Source organism: Secundilactobacillus hailunensis (assembly GCF_005405185.1).
GTDB classification, from domain to species: domain Bacteria; phylum Bacillota; class Bacilli; order Lactobacillales; family Lactobacillaceae; genus Secundilactobacillus; species Secundilactobacillus hailunensis.
On the sequence record NZ_BJDO01000034.1, the window covers coordinates 1 to 20,962 of the forward strand.

General features: G+C 45.6%; 16 protein-coding genes. 8 read left to right on the plus strand and 8 right to left on the minus strand.

Annotated features, from left to right (window positions below; genetic code table 11):
• Positions 1-589: 589 nt before the first annotated feature.
• Both FFM73_RS08950 and FFM73_RS08955 read right to left on the minus strand, forming a co-directional pair.
• A complete protein-coding gene (locus tag FFM73_RS08950; RefSeq protein WP_137631416.1) occupies positions 590-1,198 on the minus strand; it encodes an anthranilate synthase component II in 609 nt (202 codons plus the stop codon).
• Positions 1,182-2,657 (minus strand): anthranilate synthase component I family protein, encoded by a 1,476-nt coding sequence (locus tag FFM73_RS08955; RefSeq protein ID WP_137631417.1) that lies wholly within the window; start codon positions 2,655-2,657, stop codon positions 1,182-1,184. The genes FFM73_RS08950 and FFM73_RS08955 overlap by 17 nt, the downstream gene beginning before the upstream one ends.
• A gap of 1,275 nt (positions 2,658-3,932) precedes the next feature.
• Between FFM73_RS08955 and FFM73_RS08960 the strand changes: the two genes are divergently transcribed.
• The 3 genes from FFM73_RS08960 to aroB are packed head-to-tail and all read left to right on the plus strand — an operon-like array spanning position 3,933 to position 6,908.
• Positions 3,933-4,799, plus strand: a complete 867-nt coding sequence (locus FFM73_RS08960) for a shikimate dehydrogenase (RefSeq protein ID WP_137631418.1) — start codon at positions 3,933-3,935, stop codon at positions 4,797-4,799.
• 11 nt (positions 4,800-4,810) lie between these two features.
• A complete protein-coding gene (aroF, locus tag FFM73_RS08965) occupies positions 4,811-5,830 on the plus strand; it encodes a 3-deoxy-7-phosphoheptulonate synthase (RefSeq protein ID WP_137631419.1) in 1,020 nt (339 codons plus the stop codon).
• Between the two features lies 1 nt (position 5,831).
• Positions 5,832-6,908: a 3-dehydroquinate synthase gene (aroB, locus tag FFM73_RS08970; protein WP_137631420.1), complete on the plus strand. Its 1,077-nt coding sequence runs from the start codon at positions 5,832-5,834 to the stop codon at positions 6,906-6,908.
• 124 nt (positions 6,909-7,032) lie between these two features.
• Here aroB and FFM73_RS08975 read toward each other — a convergent pair whose 3' ends face one another.
• Complete coding sequence (locus FFM73_RS08975; protein ID WP_171001260.1) at positions 7,033-7,584, minus strand: TetR/AcrR family transcriptional regulator; 552 nt, start codon at positions 7,582-7,584, stop codon at positions 7,033-7,035.
• Positions 7,585-7,756: 172 nt separating this feature from the next.
• On the opposite strand from FFM73_RS08975, the gene FFM73_RS08980 reads away from it, so the two are divergent.
• A complete protein-coding gene (locus FFM73_RS08980) occupies positions 7,757-9,514 on the plus strand; it encodes a CocE/NonD family hydrolase (RefSeq protein WP_137631422.1) in 1,758 nt (585 codons plus the stop codon).
• Between the two features lie 46 nt (positions 9,515-9,560).
• Here the strand turns inward: FFM73_RS08980 and FFM73_RS08985 are convergent, their stop codons facing one another.
• Positions 9,561-10,409: an SAM-dependent methyltransferase gene (locus FFM73_RS08985; RefSeq protein ID WP_137631423.1), complete on the minus strand. Its 849-nt coding sequence runs from the start codon at positions 10,407-10,409 to the stop codon at positions 9,561-9,563.
• A gap of 62 nt (positions 10,410-10,471) precedes the next feature.
• Positions 10,472-10,915: a helix-turn-helix domain-containing protein gene (locus tag FFM73_RS08990; protein WP_137631424.1), complete on the minus strand. Its 444-nt coding sequence runs from the start codon at positions 10,913-10,915 to the stop codon at positions 10,472-10,474.
• Between the two features lie 497 nt (positions 10,916-11,412).
• Here FFM73_RS08990 and FFM73_RS08995 point away from each other — a divergent pair, with 497 nt between their 5' ends.
• The 3 genes from FFM73_RS08995 to rny are packed head-to-tail and all read left to right on the plus strand — an operon-like array spanning position 11,413 to position 14,727.
• The gene (locus FFM73_RS08995) at positions 11,413-12,357 is read left to right on the plus strand and encodes an alpha/beta hydrolase (protein WP_235874489.1); all 945 of its coding nucleotides are present in this window, start codon (positions 11,413-11,415) and stop codon (positions 12,355-12,357) included.
• A gap of 47 nt (positions 12,358-12,404) precedes the next feature.
• Entirely contained in the window at positions 12,405-13,085 is a 681-nt protein-coding gene (locus FFM73_RS09000; RefSeq protein WP_137631425.1) for a YoaK family protein, read from the plus strand.
• A gap of 49 nt (positions 13,086-13,134) precedes the next feature.
• Positions 13,135-14,727, plus strand: coding sequence for a ribonuclease Y (gene rny / locus FFM73_RS09005; protein WP_137631426.1), 1,593 nt, complete (start codon positions 13,135-13,137; stop codon positions 14,725-14,727).
• Positions 14,728-14,799: 72 nt separating this feature from the next.
• Here rny and FFM73_RS09010 read toward each other — a convergent pair whose 3' ends face one another.
• Both FFM73_RS09010 and FFM73_RS09015 read right to left on the minus strand, forming a co-directional pair.
• Positions 14,800-16,383: a bifunctional metallophosphatase/5'-nucleotidase gene (locus FFM73_RS09010; protein WP_137631427.1), complete on the minus strand. Its 1,584-nt coding sequence runs from the start codon at positions 16,381-16,383 to the stop codon at positions 14,800-14,802.
• Between the two features lie 501 nt (positions 16,384-16,884).
• Complete coding sequence (locus tag FFM73_RS09015) at positions 16,885-19,140, minus strand: cation:proton antiporter (RefSeq protein ID WP_171001261.1); 2,256 nt, start codon at positions 19,138-19,140, stop codon at positions 16,885-16,887.
• A gap of 468 nt (positions 19,141-19,608) precedes the next feature.
• On the opposite strand from FFM73_RS09015, the gene spx reads away from it, so the two are divergent.
• On the plus strand, positions 19,609-20,007 hold the full coding sequence (gene spx / locus FFM73_RS09020) for a transcriptional regulator Spx (RefSeq protein WP_137631429.1): 399 nt from the start codon (positions 19,609-19,611) through the stop codon (positions 20,005-20,007).
• Positions 20,008-20,259: 252 nt separating this feature from the next.
• Here spx and FFM73_RS09025 read toward each other — a convergent pair whose 3' ends face one another.
• Entirely contained in the window at positions 20,260-20,592 is a 333-nt protein-coding gene (locus FFM73_RS09025; RefSeq protein ID WP_159459475.1) for an ATP cone domain-containing protein, read from the minus strand.
• Between the last annotated feature and the right edge of the window lie 370 nt (positions 20,593-20,962).

The following is a 20,962-nucleotide window of genomic DNA, read 5'->3' on the forward strand; positions in this document are numbered from 1 at the left end:
TATTTTATCACGAAAAAAGCTAAAATCAGTAGGTCTATTTAAGTATGCCCTAATTTCCCTAAACCATCTTATAAAAGGGTTGTCTTTTGGTAGAAAACGCGTTCGGAGAAACTGAGACTTGCATGTAAGGTACTTTAGTCTAAAATCCAAGTTCGGGATTTTTGACCAAAGTACCTTACACTCCAGTCTCAAAGCGTTTCTCCTCACGCTCTGCAACAAAAAAACTCCGCCCATAACAATCGCGCTATAAATAGCGTTTTGTTAAGGACGGAGTTTAATTTCCGCGGTGCCACCTTAATTTGATGCCGAGACCAAGAGTCTCGCACATCACCCTTTGCGAGATGCGTATTCACATCTCCGACAACTGACGTATGTCTGTACGTGCTCCCGTACTCGGAATCTTTCGGGGCGCCCCTCTGTGGTCCATTTAACTACCTGCGTTCGGTCGCATTCTCAGCTACGGCGACTCTCTTTACGTGCACGATAATCTTGATCTCCACATCATAGGTTTGTATGAGCGAACTTGTTTGATTGACAATAGATTAAAACTTTATGAAAATATTGTCAACACTTTTCCTTAAATTTAATTTTAGGCAAGCTTGTCAATCGCCATTGCAACGCGGATCTGCGCCAGATAATTTTTTATGATCTGGGCGCCAACGTTGGCATCAGTCATGATGGATTCCGGATGAAATTGAACCCCATAGACTTGGTTGGCTTCATCGGCAACGGCTTGAATCGTGCCGTCATCAGCGGTTGCGGTCACGGTTAAGCTCGTGGGTATGGTGGTTGGGTCGATGACCAGTGAATGATATCTGGCTGCTTCAAACTGAGTGGGGCAGTCGTTAAACATGGTCGCGTGTCCCAACTGCGTCATCTGTGAAGGCTTGCCGTGCATCAGTTTAGGTGCATGAATGACCTTGGCACCATAGGCTTCACCAATTGCTTGATGACCGAGGCAGACACCTAGGATCGGTACCCGGCCGATAAAGACGTTTAAAATTGCCATCATATTGCCGGCATTTTCTGGCCGTCCCGGACCTGGTGAGAGAATGATTCCGGTCGGGTGTTTTGCCAGCAGTTCCTCAGCCGTCAGTGCATCGTTTTTCACAACGGTGATGGGTTCTTCGCTGAGGGTGCCAATGAGTTGGTACAGGTTATAGGTGAAACTATCGTAATTATCAATTAGATAAAGCATGAGCGACGCCTCCTTGGTCTGCCGTGTTGATTGCGTTAACAACCGCACGGGCTTTGTTGTTGAATTCTTGATATTCGTATTTAGCGATACTGTCAGCAACGATGCCGGCACCGGAATGGACGACGATTTGATTGTCCTTCCGGTAGGTGAGACGGATGCCGATACATAGGTCCAGGTCACCGCTAAAGTCGAGGTAGCCTAGGCAGCCGCCGTAGACGCCGCGTTTGCGGTTTTCCAGTTTGGAAATGATCTGCATGGCTGAGATCTTGGGTGCCCCGGAAAGGGTACCGGCGGGGAGCACGGCGTTGACGATATCCATTGCAGAGGCCTTCGGATCAGCGGTGCTTTCTACCGTGGAGCCTAGATGCATCACGTTTGAAAATTTCAGTAAGTTACGGGTCTTGGTGACCTTAACGGAGCCAAATTGACTGACAACGCCCAGATCGTTACGACCTAAGTCGATCAGCATATTGTGTTCGGATTTTTCCTTTTCAGAAGTTTGGAGTTCATGGGCGAACTTGTCGTCTTCTTCTTTGGTAGCGCCCCGGCGACGGGTACCTGCCAGCGGATAAGTGAAGAGGGTGTTACCGCGTTTAGTGATCAAAGTTTCTGGTGAAGCTCCCAAGGTTTCAAAGTCCCGGTGATGGAAATAGAACTGGTAGGGACTAGGACTATCTCTAAATAACGTCGGTGCAACACCCAGCAATGAACCGCTCATGGCTGCCTGTTGCGGATTGGAGAAGATCAGCTGGAAAATGTCACCGTCTACAATGTGTTTTTGCGCCACTGCGACGTGTTTCGTAAATTCAGCTAGACTGAATTGAAAATGGAATGGCTGAGTCAGTGCAAACCGTGGTAATGGCTTTGGCTGCGCATTGATAATCAGGTTTTGAAGGTGTTTTAAATCTTCAATCACGCCATCGTAACGGGCAGCTAATTCATCAGTTGGGATAATTTGGCTGAGGGTGATCTTTTGCTGGCGGTGATTATACGCGATCACGCGGTCAACCAGTAACAGGTCAGCGTCATCCAGCCCCATTGGATCGGCAACTTGCTGTTTCAGTGCCGTGGTGGCGTACTTGGCGTAGTCGTAACTGAAGTAGCCAATCAGGCCACCGGTAAATGGTGGTAATCCGGAAATTCGGGGTGTTTGATGCTGGGTTAAAACCTGTTCCAAAATGGGCTTTAATGCCGTTTTTTTAGTGGTGGTTTCGCCGCCTTCAGTCGTGGTCGTCAGCACGTTGTCGCGGTAAGTGAATGTTTGTCTGGGTGCTAAACCGATGAACGTGTAGCCATCCTCAGTTTTTTTAGGTTTCCCGGTTAATAAAAAGCCCGGTTCCTTAGCTTCTTTCAAAGCATTGAAGATGGTTACAGCGTCAAAGTCAGGCAACTGAAAGTCTAAGGTGACGGGGGCTGCCGGATACCCTTTGGCAGCGGCGAGTAGTTCGTTTAATGTCATGGTGATTCCTCCAATTTAGTCGTTAGTGTCGGTTGATTGAGGTGTTGCGGCTAACGAGTTTTGCCATCGTTTTAAAGTTAAATTGAAGTTTGTCATGAATAAGATCTCCTTTGGAATAGAAAAACTCCGCCCATAACAATCGCGCTATAAATAGCGTTTTGTTAAGGACGGAGTTTAATTTCCGCGGTGCCACCTTAATTTGATGCCGGGACTTCTCCCGCACACCACTCTTTACGAGATGCGTATTCACATCTCCGACAACTGACGTATGCCTGTACGTTTCTTCGTACTGAACGGCTGTGTAATGCTACATAGCCGAAACGTGTTCAAGCTGGCAGAGAGCTGTATGTAAGTCAATTTCGACATAAATCCAAAACCGGGATTCTTGTCGAACTCGCCTTACACTCCGCTCCCTAACCGCCAGCTTTCACACTCTTCGGAAGAACCCTCTGTGGTCCATTTAACTACCTGCGTTCGATCGCACTCTCAGCTTCGGCGACTCTCTTGACGTGCACGGTAATCTTGATCTCCACATCATTGGTTTATATGGACGGTGTTTAGTTGGCACTTACAATACCGAATAAATTAATTTTTGTCAAGTAAGCAGGAAACATGGTTAATGCGATTCTCATAATCATTTAGAAAAGTTCCCGCTTTATGATAAAAATTCGGTGGCGGTCCTTTAATGTAGGAATAAAAGATTGCACGGAATTTCTAGTTTCACGATGAATTGTTTTTGAATCTGTTAATCACCTTATTCTATAAAACCCGAAGTAAAGGCAACTTAAACGTGACCGATACACTGAAGAGCTAATTTCAAAAATAGTTAAAATTAATTATTCGGTAAGAAAGACTGATGAGATGCCCGTTTAAGACGTTTTTAAAACGTCAAACAAGATTAAAAATAGATTAGTACTTGACAGACTAATTCTAATAGTTTAAAGTCATCTATAACAAATCAAACACAACTTAAAGGAGTTACAAACTATGAATCTGAAAATGAAAGCATTAAACCGACAATTAAATCGATTTAGTTACTATTGGTCAATGTAGTGTCTACACCGGACAGGTTGCAGGCACGCATCACTGCAATCTGTGCGGCCAATAGTTTTTCAGGTATCATTGCCGGTCACACAGTTAAGTTTTTCAAAACACTGTGTGACACGGACAAAACTTCCGTGTTTATATATCGACGTTCAACGTCTCGCAGTGTTTTGTGAAAGCAAAGCATCGCGAGACGTTTTTATTTTGAACAAATTTTTAGGAGGTGACAAATTGGTTGATGCACACACAAGTTTATATGGCTTTATTGCCAAACCAGCGCGGCATAGTTTGTCACCGCTGATTCACAACACGAGTTTTCAGGTATTAGGCATCAACAGCGTTTACCTCGCTTTCGACGTTGAACCGGCCCAATTCAAAACGGCTGTTCAGTCACTGCGAGCGCTGCCGATTCGCGGTATTAACGTTTCGATGCCTTATAAGCAACAGATCATTGCCTACCTTGATGAGCTTACCCCTGTGGCTAAACAACTGGGGGCGGTCAACACCGTGATCAACCATGATGGTCATTTGATTGGTGACAGTACGGATGGTGAAGGCTTCATTCACGCGCTGCAAGATGAGCGCGTCACTGTTCAGGGCAAGCAAGTCGCAGTATTAGGCGCTGGCGGTGCTGGCCGAGCAATTATTCTAGCAACGGTCAATGCCGGCGCGGAAGTCACGGTATTCAAACGGCAGAACAGTACGTTTAATGCGTTACAAAAACGGCTGACGAGCTGGTCGGATAAGATTCGCGTGTTGCCCTATGAAAATGAGGCTCAGATGGCTTCAGTACTGGCACAGGCAGACGTGGTGGTCAACACCACCAACCTAGGTATGGCAGGTGACAAGCATTCACCGGTTTCACCGCTGGTTATGCAGGGGCTTCATGTAGGCCAGCTGGTTGCGGATGCCATCTACGCACCACTTGAAACACCATTTTTAGCCCAAGCAAAACAGAAGGGCTGCCACACAATGAACGGCCTTGGCATGTTAGTTCAGCAAGCAGCGGGTTCATTTTACCGCTGGACGAACCAGCAGATGCCAATCGCCAAAGTTAAAGATACGATCAAACAACAATTAGAACACACCAAAAAGTGAGGATGATATTTATGATTATTGTATTAAACAAAAACGACCAAAACACTATTGCAGAACTTCAGGAACACTTCGGTAATACCCATGAAGTCTTCGTCCATCATAACCGCGTTGCCGTGCAAGGCATCAAAGAGGCTGATCTATCAGCTAGCGAACGGGCTGCAGCTACGGACATTATCACGAACGTTCCTAAGGCGGTTCAAGGTTCTCGTGAATTCCACCCAGAAGATACTGTTATCCGCACTAAGCACAGTATCATCGGTGGCGACAACTTCACTATGATGGCTGGCCCATGTTCCGTTGAATCAGAAGAACACATTGCCAAGATGGCGGCGGTTGCTAAAGCCAATGGCGCAACGATCCTGCGTGGCGGCGCCTTCAAGCCGCGGACCTCACCATACTCATTCCAAGGTTTAGGCGAAGATGGCCTGAAGTTCATGCGCAAGGCTGCCGATGAATACCACATGGATATGCTGACCGAAGTCATGGACGACGAGCACGTGAAGATGGTTGCCAAGTACACTGATATTTTCCAAATTGGTGCCCGGAACATGCAAAACTTCTCCTTGCTGAAAACAGTTGGGAAGACTAATATTCCCGTCATGTTGAAGCGCGGGATGTCAGCTACCGTTGACGATGTGCTAAATGCTTCAGAATACATTGCTGCTGGTGGTAACCACAACATTATGATCGTTGAACGAGGCATTCGGACTTTCGATAATAAATACACTCGTAACACCTTGGATGTTGGTGTTGTGCCAGTGCTGCAGAAGTTGACCCACTACCCAGTGATCATCGACCCTAGTCATGCTTCAGGTCACACTGAATTCGTCACACCATTAGCTTTGGCTGGTGTTGCTGCTGGTGCTTCTGGTTTAGTTGTTGAAATTCATGATGACCCAGAACACGCTTTCTCAGATGGCCCGCAAGCATTGAAGCCAAATGAATTCAAAGACCTCTCCGACAAAGCATTTGCCATTCGTGAATTACTATCAACTGGTATGCCAATGGAACAAGCGGAAGCGGGGCGCTAGAATGACGACTGTTTCTGTGACGTTACCAGAGACAAAGTACGATGTTTTAATTGATCGCGGCCTGTTAAAATCGGTTGGCGATTTAGTAGCCAAACAGTGGTCAGCACGAAAAATTGCGCTGGTCTCAGACAGTAATGTTGCACCATTGTATCAGGAAAAGGTTGCCGCATCGCTGGAATCAGCGGGGTTTGAAGTGCACCGCTACGTTTTTCCAGCTGGTGAAGCGTCAAAATCGTTAACGACTCTGGCTGACCTAGCCCAACAAATGGCTGGTGATGCCTTTAACCGCGACGATAGCGTGATTGCGTTAGGTGGCGGTGTGACTGGCGATCTAGCCGGTTTGTTAGCCGCATCGTACATGCGCGGATTAGCGTTTATCCAAATACCGACCTCGCTATTAGCACAAGTTGATAGTTCGGTTGGTGGCAAGACTGCGGTTGATCTGGATAACGTCAAAAATATTATTGGTGCTTTCTATGAACCAGATTTAGTGATTGTTGATCCAGACACACTGGCAACCATGAAACAGCGTGACTTGGTTGAAGGCTACGGTGAGATCGTGAAGACCGCCGCATTGGAAGGTGGTGAATTCTGGCAACTGATTGAGACAATCAACAGTCCAGCCAATTTAATTACCCATTCGCCTGAATTGAGTGCGCGTTCGATTCATTACAAGGCGTCCGTGGTAATGGCTGACGAAACCGAAAGCGGTACGCGTCAGTTATTGAACTTTGGTCATACGATTGGCCACGCGGTTGAAGCGTTGGCTGATGGTGGCCTGCGACATGGTGAAGCAGTCAGCATCGGGACCGTGGCAATTATGCGGGTGTTCGAAAACGCCGGTTTGGCGGAGAAGGGCATTACCGCAAAATTACGTGAGCGTCTTGCGGCGGTTGGTTTACCGGTAACGGATGACTTATTAACGTCACCCAAGGTGTTAGACAAGGTTAAAAACGATAAGAAAAATCGTCATGGTCACTTGAATTTGGTTTATCTGATGGCCATCGGACAACCCAAGATCAAGTCGATTCCAAGCAGTGAAATTGCATCATTCTTACATTTAACAGTGGCTGATTAGTCGCTGATACGTGGTAGCCATGTTTGGGAAGGCGTGGTTATAGCGTTAGGAACATTGAAGTGAAAATTTGAATAGTTTAAAAAAAGTTCTGAGGAATAGGATCCTCGGAACTTTTTTGATGTGTTTACTTGAACACCTGACTAATACTGCTAAAGGTCCTGATGATTTCATCTTGAGTCGGCACCTGACCCGTTTTGACCACGGTTTCAATGACGGACAAAATAATTGCTGGAAAGACGTTTTCTTCCAATGGGAGCGGCTGTCGTCCCAGCAGCATTGGCAGGTAGCTGCGGAAGCGTTTCTTCAGTTCATTCTCCAACGTGTAGTCACTGTATTCGATTGAAAATAAGGCGGCCACCTTTTCGCGGTTGGCAGCCCAAAAGGAGTTGGTTTCCGGAAACAGCATGGGGATGCGGTGAGACAAATTGACCGCTTGGAGTTTAACGGCCACGAATTTTTGATAGAGTTCATCGTAAGTTTCGACTAGGTCGCTGATCATGGTTTCAGTCAGTTGGTACTTATCCTGATAATGATAATAGAACGTTTGCCGGTTGATCATGGCCGCTTTGGCAATATCGCTGATGGTGACATTCCGAAACCCCTTTTGATTGACCAGAGTAACAAAGGCATTTTGAATATCACGTTCGGTCCGGGCATTTTGAGAAGTTCGAGGCACCGTGCAGACCACCTTTCTTAGACAATTTAAGACATAGTATCGTATGAATAGACAATACACCTAATAATCGCTAATAAGCAACCATCCTGCTTAATATTGGTCATATCCTAACTGCGTGAAAGTCGCTAAGATAGCCTTGTAATCAAAACCAGAACTATTGAGGAGGATTCATATGTCCGATTTAAACCAACAAAAAATTTATAAACCATCGTTAGACTACGTTGATGATGGCCGCGAACACGGTCTACTCAGCAAATTTAAACCAGGTACCCAGACCTTACCAAAAGGCTATCAGGTCAGTCCGAAGTTTAAAGCTTTAGACTGCGACATCATCTTTGAAAAAGACGTTCCCGTTAAACTGCGGGATGGTGTGACGATCTACACCGATATTTTCCGGCCCGTCACGGATGAAAAAGTGCCCGTGATCATGGCTTGGAGTCCATACGGCAAGAGCGCCGGTACCGCACCGCGCTACGAAAACATTTTTGGCCTAATTGGCTTAAAAGATAACATCGTTTCCGGTCTGGAAAAGTTTGAAGGACCAGACCCAGCTTACTGGTGTGCCCAAGGTTATGCGATTGCTAATCCGGATGAACGCGGCGTTGCCCATTCAGAAGGCAACGCTACTATGATGGGCACCCAGGAAGGCCGTGATGGCTATGACGTTATCGAATGGCTGGCGAATCAATCTTGGAGTAACGGCAAGGTTGCCATGAGCGGGACTTCATATTTGGCCTTTTCACAGTGGTACATCGCTGCGGAACAGCCACCGCATCTAGCTGCCATTAACCCAACGGAAGGGTTGAGTGATGGGTACCGTGACATCGCCATGCGCGGTGGTATCCCGGATGCCGACTTTGTTAACCGCCTGCAGTCAAACCATGTGAACGTGGCTGATAACAAGCGCGAAGATATCACTGAAGAAATGAAGCAGTATCCGTTAGCTAATCACCCGGTATGGACTGATAAGATTGCTAAATTGGATCACATCACCGTGCCAATGTACCTGGTTGCCAGCTACGGCAATACGCTGCATACCAACGGGACTTTCCGAGCTTGGCGTGGGATGGCTTCTGAAAACAAGTGGCTCCGGATTCATGACAGTCAGGAATGGCCAGACTATTATGATGTTATGAACACGCAGGATCGCAGACGCTTCTTCGATTTCTATTTGAAGGGCATCCAAAACGGCTGGGATCAGACACCAAAGGTTCGTTATTCGGTTCTAGATATGGAAGGTGGTAACCAGACCAACGTGGCTGGCGATGCCTTCCCACCAAGTTTTGTTGAATATCGTAAGCTGTATTTGAATGGGGCGACCCGTGAATTAGTAGGCGCACCAACTGAGAAAGATATTCCAGCCACCTATGCGCCAGAAATGGGACCAGGTAAAGCCTCATTTATTAAGAAGTTTGATGAGAAAACAACGTTGATCGGTTATCCTAAAGTTCATTTAAATGTGGAAGCCAAGATGGCTGATGACATGGAAATCTTCGTGATCATGCAGAAGCTGGACGTTAACGGCAACCAGTTAGCTGAATTCGTGGTGCCGAACCACGGTGCGCTGATGCACGACTTCACCGATAATGGTGGTACCGTTATGAAATACAAGGGACCAGATGGCCGGCTGCGCGTTTCTGCCCGTCATTTGGATGAAGAACAGTCAACCGATGTGATTCCAGTGCATTCATTCGATCGTGTAGAAAAATTGACTGCTGGTGAGATCGTACCAGCTGACATTGTCATGATGCCGATTGGAATGGTCTTCTATCCAGGCGAACAGCTCCGGTTAGTCATCAGTTCCAAGAATGAATCTGGTGCGATCGTGCCTTGGTCAATGCCATACCAAGCGCAAAACAAGGGTCAGCAAGTGATCCATAGTGGTGGTAAGTACGTTTCATACATCCAAGTACCCGTTAAGTTAGGCTAAAACAAAAAATTCTGAGGATTAAGTTCCTCAGAATTTTTTTGTGGTCTTATTTAACCAAGTAGACTTGATCATGGATCAAATCAAATTGGTTAAAATGTTTATTCAGGGCTTTGACTGCAGGTGTATCTAATAGTTCAGCGTTTTGCCAAAAGGTTTTCGAATCCGTGGCACCATTCTTTTCGCCAATCACGATAAAGTCGTAATCTTTATCGGCGGCGCGGATTTGCTGCAGCAGATCCCAGTCGATGGTTAAGCCATCTGGTGACCAGACCATGATGATCACATTGACTTGATCTTGATACTTGGCAAAGGCCTCACTAGCAGTGAGCTGTTCCACATTAGTTACGGGATGTTTGCCCGTTTCGTTTTCCTTCGTCCAGTCCTTGGAGTCGGTGGTGATCACAGTCTGACCATTGTCCCGTAAGCCCTTTGAAACGTAACCGTTACCCGCCATCACTTCCAAGACGGGACGACCATTAATGAAGTCGGCGAGGTCCTTCGCAACTGGTGCGGAGATGTAGGCCCACATACCATAAGTGTCCTCGAGATAATCTCGAAAACTGCGGAGCTTTTTATCCAGATCCGGCAGGGCGTCAGATAATTGGTTCCAGCGCTTGTCGCCTGCTGGATCGCCAGCGGGGAAGGTCTCGTTGAGTTGTTTAAAAATGACATCCTGCGTGTTATCAGGCAGTAATAGCTGTGGCAGAGTTTGCGGTAAAAGGCCTTGTTTCAGCAAACGGTCAGCTTGCAGCACGTTATTGATCAGTATTTTAATGGTCGGAAAATCGGCAAACAGTGTGTTGTATCGTTCCATGGTGGCAATGTAGCCGGACGGTTTAACTGTATGTTGTTTTCGTGCGCGTTTGAGTATTTTCTTTTTTTGTTTGGGATTCAATCAAGTCGCCTCCAGACACAAACGCGTCATCCGACAAAGAAATTCGAATGACGCGTTTGAGTTTATTTTTGTTTACTATTATCAAGCCCAAGTTCAAGGGATTCTTGATGCGTAATGGGCGTATCCTCTTCATCGTTAGTATCTACTCGACGCGAACGGCCATGAAGGTAGCCGTTCATTAGTTGATAGATGGCGTACCGGTCATCAGATGACAAAGTTTTTTGCCCAAATGTTAATTCCTTACCGGATAGAAATAAACGGTCTAAATCGTATTCATCCCGTTCAGATTTACCGGCGAGATAGTCCATTGTGACATCAAAGAATTCGGCTAATTTACGGACTTCCATATAGGAAGGCACCCGGATGCCACGTTCCCAATTACCGATTTGAGCCGCGGTATTTTCGTGTTCTTTATCTGGTTTAAATAATTGATTTAAGGCGGTTGCCAACTGGGCCAGCGTTAAATCCTGACCACGGCGCAATGCCCGGAGTCGTTCGGAAAACATGCACATCACCCTTTCTCTACTATTGTATACCTAACGGAGCGTTTTGTGGGTAGTTGGATGTGTATTTGTAACAGTAGATTTCGTTGCGTGTGCGCCACCCCATCGTAGTGAACTCGCTCCGGAGCTAGCACCTGTGCTTCGCTTGGGGCGGATCTCCTCCGTCTTGTATGTCACTAGATTACCAAAAAACGGTAATCAACTGACAGCGACACTACGATGGGATGGCGCACACTCCACTACATTAATGCTTAAAAATTCAACGTAACGGAGTGGGCGGGAGTTGGTCGTGGTGGCCGTATGAGTTGGCTTTTGTACTTTGAAAGACTACTCATACAATTGACGGAGGAGATCCAGTTTGGCTATGCCAAACTTAGCTCCGGAGCAATTGCCACTTCGACCGACTCCCGACCGCGCAGTGGCCAGACCTTCTACCAACCACACAAGGGTATGGTATGATATACCGCGTAAACTTTTAAAAAGAATTGGAGTGTAAATAAGTGAATAAGCGGTTAAAACACTGGTTGATTGGTCTAGCAATCTTCGTAGTAGTAATTTGTATCGGAATTGGCTCAGCGGGTTTTTACTTCTATAATATGGCGGTTGCCCGTGGTAGAAAAACTTTCATTAATAATAGTACAGCCATTAAAAAAAGTGATCCGCTGTACCGTGAAAAAAGCTGGTATCGGGGGACCAAAAAATACACCTGGCGCGAAACTTCAGCCACCGAGAACCTTAAATTAGTGGCTAGTTACGTACCAGCAAGTAAGAAAACCAATAAAACCATTGTCATTGCGCATGGTTTTGGCGGTAGCAGTAGCAAAATGGGAGAATACGCAGGGTTGTTCCATGAATTGGGATATAACGTACTGTTGCCAGATGATCGGGGTGCTGGTAGAAGCCAAGGAACCTATATCGGCTATGGCTGGCCGGATCGACTGGACTATTTAAAATGGATCAAACAGGTCATTCATCGCAACGGTCCGCAGTCGCAGATCGTGATGTTTGGGACCAGTATGGGCGGTGCCACGACGATGATGGTCAGCGGTGAAAAAACACCGAAACAGGTTAAAGCCTACATTGAAGACTGTGGTTACACCAGTATTTATGATGAAATTAAATACCAGGCGATGTCGATGTATCATATTCCAGAATATCCGCTGGTGCCCGTAGTCAGCGGGATCAACTACCTGAGTAACGGCTACACCTTTAAGCAGGCCAGTGCTTTAAAGCAGGTTGCTAAGAACCATAAGCCGATGCTGTTTATTCATGGTACCAGCGATACGTTTGTCCCGACCAAAATGGTTTATCCGCTATATCGGGCGGATAAGGGACCGAAACGACTGGTATTAGTGAAGGGCGCCCAGCACGCCAAGTCGTACAGTCACGCGCCGGGACTGTATCGAAGCGTTGTCAAAGCATTTCTAGACCGCTATTTTAATTAACGGATGCTATAATTCAATCGGAGACCTTTTCTAAGGAGGCTGGATTGATGACTGCAAACCGTTATGCATTTAGCTGGCTGACGTTTTTAGCCACTTTTTCGATGGGTGCGATCGACGCGTATACGTATATTGCTCATGATGAGACGTTTGCCAGCGCACAGACTGGCAACTTGATTGTTTTCGCGGTGAAATTTGCTCGTGGCGGTTTTAGTCAGGCATGGGTCTGTCTGCCAATTTGGATCGGTTTTGCGCTAGGGTGTTTTGTGGCGCAAGCAGCTTTGAGCTGGCTGAATCATAAACGGAATCTGCAGCAACGCTACCTGTGGTTAATGGGCATCGTGGTATTGACGCTATTTGTAGCGGCTTTAGGTCAAGACTGGTTTAGTGAACTGGTTTTGATCTTCGTTTTAGGCTGGCTGTCCGGGTATGAACTGACCAGTTTTCGTGAAGTTAAGGAGACCACGGTCAATAACGGCATCATGACGGGGAATACCAAGAACATCATGGTGGCGCTATATCACTGGCTGGTAGAACACGATCGCAGTGAGCGCTCGAAGTGTCTGTGGATCGCTGCGACGTTATTGACCTTTGTCCTGAGTGCCAGCCTATCAGCAGTAGTGTGCGTCCAGCTCAGTCCCAATTTAGTACTGTGGGCGGTATTGGGGTTAAATGCAGCTGGTCTCTTGGCAATTTACCTTGCCAGTTGCTTTAGAAATGGCGCACAATAGCGTATAATAACAAACGTATATCGAAACTATAAATTGAGGAAGTGCCGACATGATTAATACGATCATCGTGGTTGCTACTCTCGTGATCGGGCTATTGGCAGGATACATGATCCGGCGCCAAAAGCACCGTCGCGACGTTGATGCAGCAACCCGACAAGCAGCGGCACTTCGGGAGTCCGCGCGCAAAGACGCGGAAAAACAAGCAACTAAGTATCTCACTGAGGCAAAAGCAAAGGTTCAAAAGGATCGGCAATCAACTGAGGCCGAACTGGCAGATCAGCAGACAGAGACTGACAATCGTCAAAAACGGACGGAACAGCGTCAGGTTACTTTGAAGCAGATGGCCGAACGGTTGGATCAGCGTCAGACTGCCATCGATGAGACCCAGGCAGAGCTGAATGCTGATAAGGATCATCTTAACGAGACGAGAAATCATGGGCATCAGCTGTTCATTGATCGTCAAGATGAGGTGGCCAAACGTGCGGAGTTAACGACTAACGAAGCGAAAGATCAGATCCGGCTTGATACTGCCCGTAAGTTAGAGCAGGAAAAAGACGTGACGGTTCGTGAATTAACGGATAACGCTGAGGCATCAGCGGATAAAGCCGCTCGTAATCTGATTATCGAATCGATCCAACGTGGACCAGTGGACTGGCCTCGTGAACACGCGGAGCATTCAGTCTTGGTACCGACGAATGAGACCAAGAGTAAGCTGATTGGCCGTGATGGTCAGCATATTCGCTTACTCGAATCGTTGACTGGTACTGACTTAGTCTTTGATCCTGATCAGCCGAACCTGTTATTGATCAGTACCCATGATCCGATTCGGCGTGAGACGACGCGGATTGCAATTGAGAGCTTGTTGGCTTCCCGTAAAATTACGGCCGCTGCAATTGAAAAACAGGTGCAAACTGCCCAGAATGATGTGCTGAAAGACCTTCGCCAGACTGGTGAACGGACGGTCAGCATGTTGAAGATTGGCTTTATGCACCCAGACCTGATGAAAATTATTGGCCGCTTGAAGTTCCGGACTTCATATGGTCAAAACGTGCTGAATCATTCCATTGAAGTGGCTCAGATAACCGGTGTCATGGCTGCTGAGTTAGGCGAAGATGTCCGGTTAGCTAAACGGGCAGGCTTACTGCATGATATTGGTAAGGCGATTGACCACGAAATTGAAGGGACCCACGTTGAGATTGGGGTGGCTCTGGCGAAGGCCTTTGGTGAAGATCCAGTCGTGGTCAATGCGATTGCTTCTCACCATGGGGACGTTGAAGTCACGTCACCGATCTCATCGTTAGTTGCCATTGCGGATGCTGTATCAGGTGCCCGTCCTGGTGCTAGAAGTGAATCGGTTGAAGAGTATATCAATCGACTGCACAGTCTCGAAAAAATCGCCAACGATCATAAGGGTGTGCAGGAAAGTTATGCCATTCAAGCTGGTCGTGAGATTCGCATCGTGGTTCAGCCAAAGGTTTTGGATGATAAAGCCACTGCTGATTTGACTGAAAACGTGAAGGATCAGATCGAAAATGACTTAACTTATCCAGGTAAGATCAAGGTAACGGCGATTCGTGAACTGCGAGCCGTTGAGTACGTTGGTGATAAACCGGGTAAAAAGAAAAAGAAAAAACGAGCGTAGTAAAATGGCTTAGTTATCACTAATACTGATAACTAAGCCATTTTTGTATGTTCTAGTCAATTTATTTGAAAATTACTGTTCTGGTTCATTCACCACTTCAAAATTATGGTTCACGGTTGCGTTAATAATTGAATGTGCTCTGAGATAATCAGCAATCAGCTGACTCATTGGGGTTTTATTTTCAGCAATGATCTTATCGGCATGAAACATATTATAGTGGCCACCGCCGCCTGCACGGTAGCGATTCAATGCGAGTTTGAAGCTTTGGTCGTCAGCAACGGGTTGGCCTTTGAAATACAGTTTATCAATACGGTGGCCAACTGGTTTAGCAACGTTGATACGATAATCGATGCCTTCATACATATCATAATTATAATGGCGAAGTTTCGGTGAATAGAAGGCAGGGTTAACCACGATTTCATTCTTTAAATTGAGGGTAAAGTAGGTAGCGGCTTTTTCAAGTGCTGCTTTAAGTTCTTTGCCAGTAACCAGTTCAAGCGCTAGCCCATCCGGATAGACGTAGTTAGTCATGATGTTTCTCATCGTGATGGGATTTTCAAAACCGTGCCCCTCATTATTAAATAGCGAGGTAGCAGAAATGTCAGCGCCCATAGTGGTCATCTGCACATGCTGGATAAATTCGGTATACGCTGTTTCTTCCATTCTGGCTTTCTGAGCACTCTTGAAAGTCAGACTACCAATTATCTGTGCTAGGGGTTCGGCCAGCCAGTGATCAACCTTTTTGTCCAGCTGATGGCTATGAACGGCAATCTTTTTATCGAACTCAGCGTCTTTAGTTTCAATCAGGTGAGCAGAATGGTCAGTGACCACGTATCCGCCTTCTTCTGAGGGTTCTAAGTTGAGCACGATTTTGCCGACCGCTTCACCACGATAACCGGGCATGGTCACCGGGACGTCAAAGACGGTAGTCGCAATTTTACGGTGCTGATGGCCGGTAATTAGGGCGTCGATCCCCCTGACCTCAGAGAGTAGCTGATAGGCCTCATTTTCACCGTTGCTCAGTGACTCAATAAGCTTGCCAGTCTTTAAATTACGTTCAAAACCGCCGTGATAAGAAACAATGACCACGTCTACGATTTTCTTCAACCAGGGAACGAGTTCCTTGGCAACTGAAACGGCAGTGCGAAAATGAACCTCGTCGCTTACATTATCATGGTTTTTCCATTGCAGCACGGCACTTGTCGTGAGCCCAACAATGGCAATTTTGATGCCAGCTTTTTCTATAATGCGATACTGCTGGCCAAATAACGGCCGGCCAGCGCCATCCAGAACGTTGGCATTCACAACCGGTCGATCACTGGCGTTCAGCGCCCGCTCTAAGTAGTCAGTGCCATAGTCAAATTCATGGTTGCCTAAAATTTCAGCATCATAGTGAATTTGATTATAGATCCTAGCCAGTGGCTGCGGGTCAGAATGTGATTGTACCTGAGTGACATAGTAGGCTAGTGGTGAACCAGCCAAAAAATCACCATCGTCAATGGTGATTACCGGACCCGGTGCTGACTTTTGCTCTTGTGCCAGTACGGTTGCAGCTCGAATGAGTCCAAAGGGCATGTGCGCTCTGGGTTTGACATAGTTGGTTGGAAAAATAAAGCCGTGCGTATCGCTGGTTGAAAGAATCGTAAGTGTGGGCATATCGTTTCCTCCAATGCGGTTATATTTATAGAAAATTATAGTTTTTTTCTGACGGGATAGCAACCTGATACCTAATAGTTAGGGGAATTTCTGCGGGTTAAATGGACCAAAGTGTTCTGGATGTTTGATTTTGAGCTTTATAGCATACCGTGCCTAGTTGAGCTCAAACAGACAGAGACTTGCACCTAGTGAGGGCACGGTATAAATCCAGACCCGGGATTTACACCGTGCCCTCACTAGGCTCCAGTCTCTAAGCGTCTGTTTTCACATCCTACAAAAAAAGATCCACCCGGGGGAGGGTAGATCTAACATAGGAGTAGGTATTTCCGTGATGGGGTTCACGAAAATAGTATTTTACTTTGGAGGAGTAAAATGAAAAAGCTTACTTAATATCTTTAAATATTAGGTTATTTGTAATATAGGACTTAAATGTGAAGAAAGTGTGAAGATAGAATAACAATTCTGTTACTATTACCGTCTACCGTTGGGTTGCCCAGCTATCTAATTACCATTTTGCATATAAACGGTTTGATCCATTGAGATCTTTTTATGCAACTCGTCCACCAGTTCACTGGATAATTTTTCATGCTGGCTGACGCTTTGGACGTAACTGTATTCAAATTGAAAGGCCATCAAGAACAGCTCGTTTTCAGCTTCACTGGAGACATCATCCTGCCGTGTAATTTTAGAACGCCGGACAGTGTAGTAATGCCGCAGCACGTCAACTTCCTGCCGGTTATCGTCAGTTTCAACTGAATCGAGGTAGCCAATCACCCGCTCGTAACCAATTTTACTGAGGTTACCAAAGGCTTCCTGATCTTTTTTGCTAACATTACGGCGTCCCTGAGACTGGCGAGCAGCATCATGGCGATGTTGTTTTGCAACTTGAGTTGAGGACGGCTTGTCGGTTATTTCGGGGTGTTTGTCGTTTTTTTGAACAGCGGGTAATAACTGTGTCTTGTCTTTTAATTTTTCGGTGGTTTCATTCAGTTGAGCAAGTTGTTCTTTCCGTTTTTGTTTCTCTGCTGGTGTGATATCGTTAGCATTCCTGTCAAGAAAGCGTTTTTGATACTCGTTATATTGTTTAGTTTTACCATGGTCCTTTAGCCATTTTGCTTTGGTTTCCTGCGATACCTGCATGGTTTTTTGATAGTGCTTTCGGGCTGCTTTGGGGAACAGACGAAAACCAATCATTTTGAGCCACATTTTGATGGTTCCAAATGGGCTGAGGAAGGCAAACTGGGACTGAAACATGATGGCCCGATTATACTGCCAGCCAATTTGCGGCTTGACCTCACCCTTATCGATCATATCGGCAACGGTGGCGTATTCCACATCTTCAGTCTGTATCAGCAGTTGATGCACGAGTTTGGAATCGGCATTCTTACGGTATTGATTTTTCTGGCTGTTGAGAACCTCGATAACACCCGGTAAGGCACCAGACTTATCGTCAACATTGCGCAGCTGATCGATGGCAAAGTTCACCATTTTAACTAATTGATCATTAAATTCATCTGCGGAGTAGGGGGCTTGTTTATTTGGCAGCAAGAACGGCAGAATCAAGGTTGGCACGATCATGCTGAGCAAGATAATGATCCCGGCAATTAAAATCATTGCGCTGCGGAAGGGAAAGGCCTTGCCAGCGACCACTAGGGGCAATGAGAAAGCCATTGACAGCGTAATGGTCCCGTGAACGCCAGTGAGTGCCATGATGACACTATCCTTGACCCGCGTTTCCTGCGATGATAATGAGGCCAGATTGGACATGCACCAGAGAAAACGCATGAGGGCCATTAGTAGAAATAACCCAACCGCGGTTAAGAGCAGCAAAGGTAAATTATGAACTTCATCAGTTGACAGATCCTTCCAAACACTAGGAATGGAAGCACCGAGTAACACAAAAACGAACCCGTTAAGCAGATTAGTGACCGTTTCCCAAGTGGTTTTGGTGACCACTTGCGTTTGAGTAGAAGTTAATCGCAGGCGTTTGCCTTGGACACCATGAATGATTCCGGCTGCCACAACGGCTAAGATGCCTGAAAAACCAAAGTGTTCCGCGGTCAAATACACGATAAACGGTGTTAGCAAACTAAAGGGAAGGATCACCGCAATCGTATCCAGCGTTTTACGTTGAAACAGCACTCGAATCATGACAATGATTGGACCTAAAATGAGACCGATTGCGATGCCACCAAGAAAGACCACTAAGAAGTGTTCGAGCCCTTTAGATAACGAAAATTCTCCAGTGGTAAAGGCGGTCAGTGCCAGATCCATGGCAACGATACCGGATGCATCGTTGAATAGGGATTCATTTTCCAAGGCACCCATGACGTTTTCCGGCATTTCGATCCCAGAAGTGATGGAAGAGACCGCCACGGCATCGGTTGGCGTCACGATGGCAGCTAATGCAAAGCACAGCGACAATGGCAGTGCTTGCCAGAAAGTGTGTGTCAATAGACCGCCAACAATAATCGTGGCGATGGCTAGAACGATAGCTAACGAAAGCGTAGATTTAATGTTTTTTCGTAATTTATGGGTATCCGTATTTTGACCATCGTTGAACATTAAGGGCGCAATAATGACCAGCATAAACACTTCTGGTTCCAGATGAAAGTCATTGAAGAGTGGCACCAGCGATAGCAATACCCCCGCAATGATTTCGTAAAAGGCCAACGGAATTTTTGGATAGATTGCAAAGATGATGTTGGCGGCAATTGCGGCAACGACTAACAGTAAAATTGTAAAAAATGATGTCAATGACCCCACTCCCCATTATTAATTAACTAGATTGTAACTCGTGTTTTGATTGATTACTATAATCACATAACTTAAGGGACAATAACAATTTAAGTGAGTGATAAATAGAAATACAAAATGCGAGATTTAACTTCCAAAGAGTAAGTAAACCTAGGTAAATCAACGGTTTGAGACGTTATAACGGATTCACAATTAAATGGAATTATTTTATAAACCGTAAAAAATCTATATTGTTATAACACCCGTGGTTATAACATTTTCAATAAAATTAGGCGGTTGACATATTTATCTTTTCACAATCAAAAAGTATAAAAATTGTCTTGAACTTTCCTAAAATTGATGGTATTATAAAACTGTTCATGATGAAGTGTTGGGGACTTAGTAATGAATAGATTTAGATGTACCTTTGCTTTTGATTTAGTTTTTTGTTAGTCGCTAGGAGAAAGCGAAATGAAGGAAGTGCTTAATATGATTAATTTATATGTTGCACCGAGCAGCGCGTCAAGTCGTAAGGCTCGTGCATGGTTAGAGGATCATCACATTCCGTTTAAGGAACGTAACATTAAGTCCAATCCACTTAGTGCCGATGAAGTTAAGCAGATTTTACGTTTAACCGAGAATGGCAGTGAGGACATTATTTCGACGCGTTCCAATGTGTTCAAACAATTACACATCAATTTAGATGACTTAGCAGTTAGTCAGTTGGTTGATTTAGTTGTTAAGTATCCTGACTTGATCAAGCGGCCAATCATCTTTGATGATAAGCGTTTGGAAGTTGGTTACAACGAAGAAGAGATTCGTCGGTTCTTACCACGTGAGGTTCGTGTGGCCGAATTGCGAGATCTAGAATCACAGTTGAGTTCATAATTGCATATAAAACCGGTAACAGCATTTCCAAATGGGATGCTGTTTTTTTGTAGCGTGTGATCAAACTCGGTAGATTCTGAAATCTGAGTTTGGGAACACGATTAGACTATCTCGAAGTATCGAACAAATAGCTCATTTGCTTGCTATTTTCAGTTGAGAAGTCAGTTAGGATCAAACTGTACGAAAAAAATCAGCCTGCTTATCAGAAGTGAATGATCTGATAAGCAGGCTGAGTCGATTTAAATGTTAGATTTAAAGATTAAAAAAGGATAGTTGCTTAAACTGGTCCTGTTTAGTAGCGGACGGACGGTATTCATCGTAGCGCTTGGCCAGTTCAGGATGATCAAGCAGATTCAGCGTTGAAATGATCAACTGCCGAATCGTTGCGGTATCAATTTGAGAGTAGCCGGCAATTTGAGCAAGCACTAGCGCGTTGATACGGCGGATGAGGCGGTCATCGTGGGTCAAGTGGTTCAAGCTGCGGAGAATTTTGCGCGCATCAAAGAGCGCTTTTTTCCCATTTTGCTTTTCCACAAAGCGAACCGTAATCTGAATATGCGACTGTTGCGGTTTTTGTTTGTTCACGGCTAAGTCTCCTTTTTCTCGATATGTTAATCCTAGAACATCTGTTTGAAAAAAGCAACAAGATATGGCGTAACTTTATTATTTCTGTACCAGATATGGTAGATGGCTGAAACCAGCACACAACATTCTGTTAGGTGACTTTTAAACTGTAAAATAGACTGGCCGTTAAAAGCGGGTTTTAAGTTGAATATGCTGTGCATAGTATAAAAAATTTGAGATAAAAGCATAGTTAATTTCATATAATGACAAACGTGCGACAAACCGGCATGCCCCGGCCATATCAGTCAAAAAGCAGGTGAACAGTCAAGAAACGACTGTCCACCTGCTTTTCAGTTTATATTCTGAGACAAAACGCTTATTGTCCCACTCT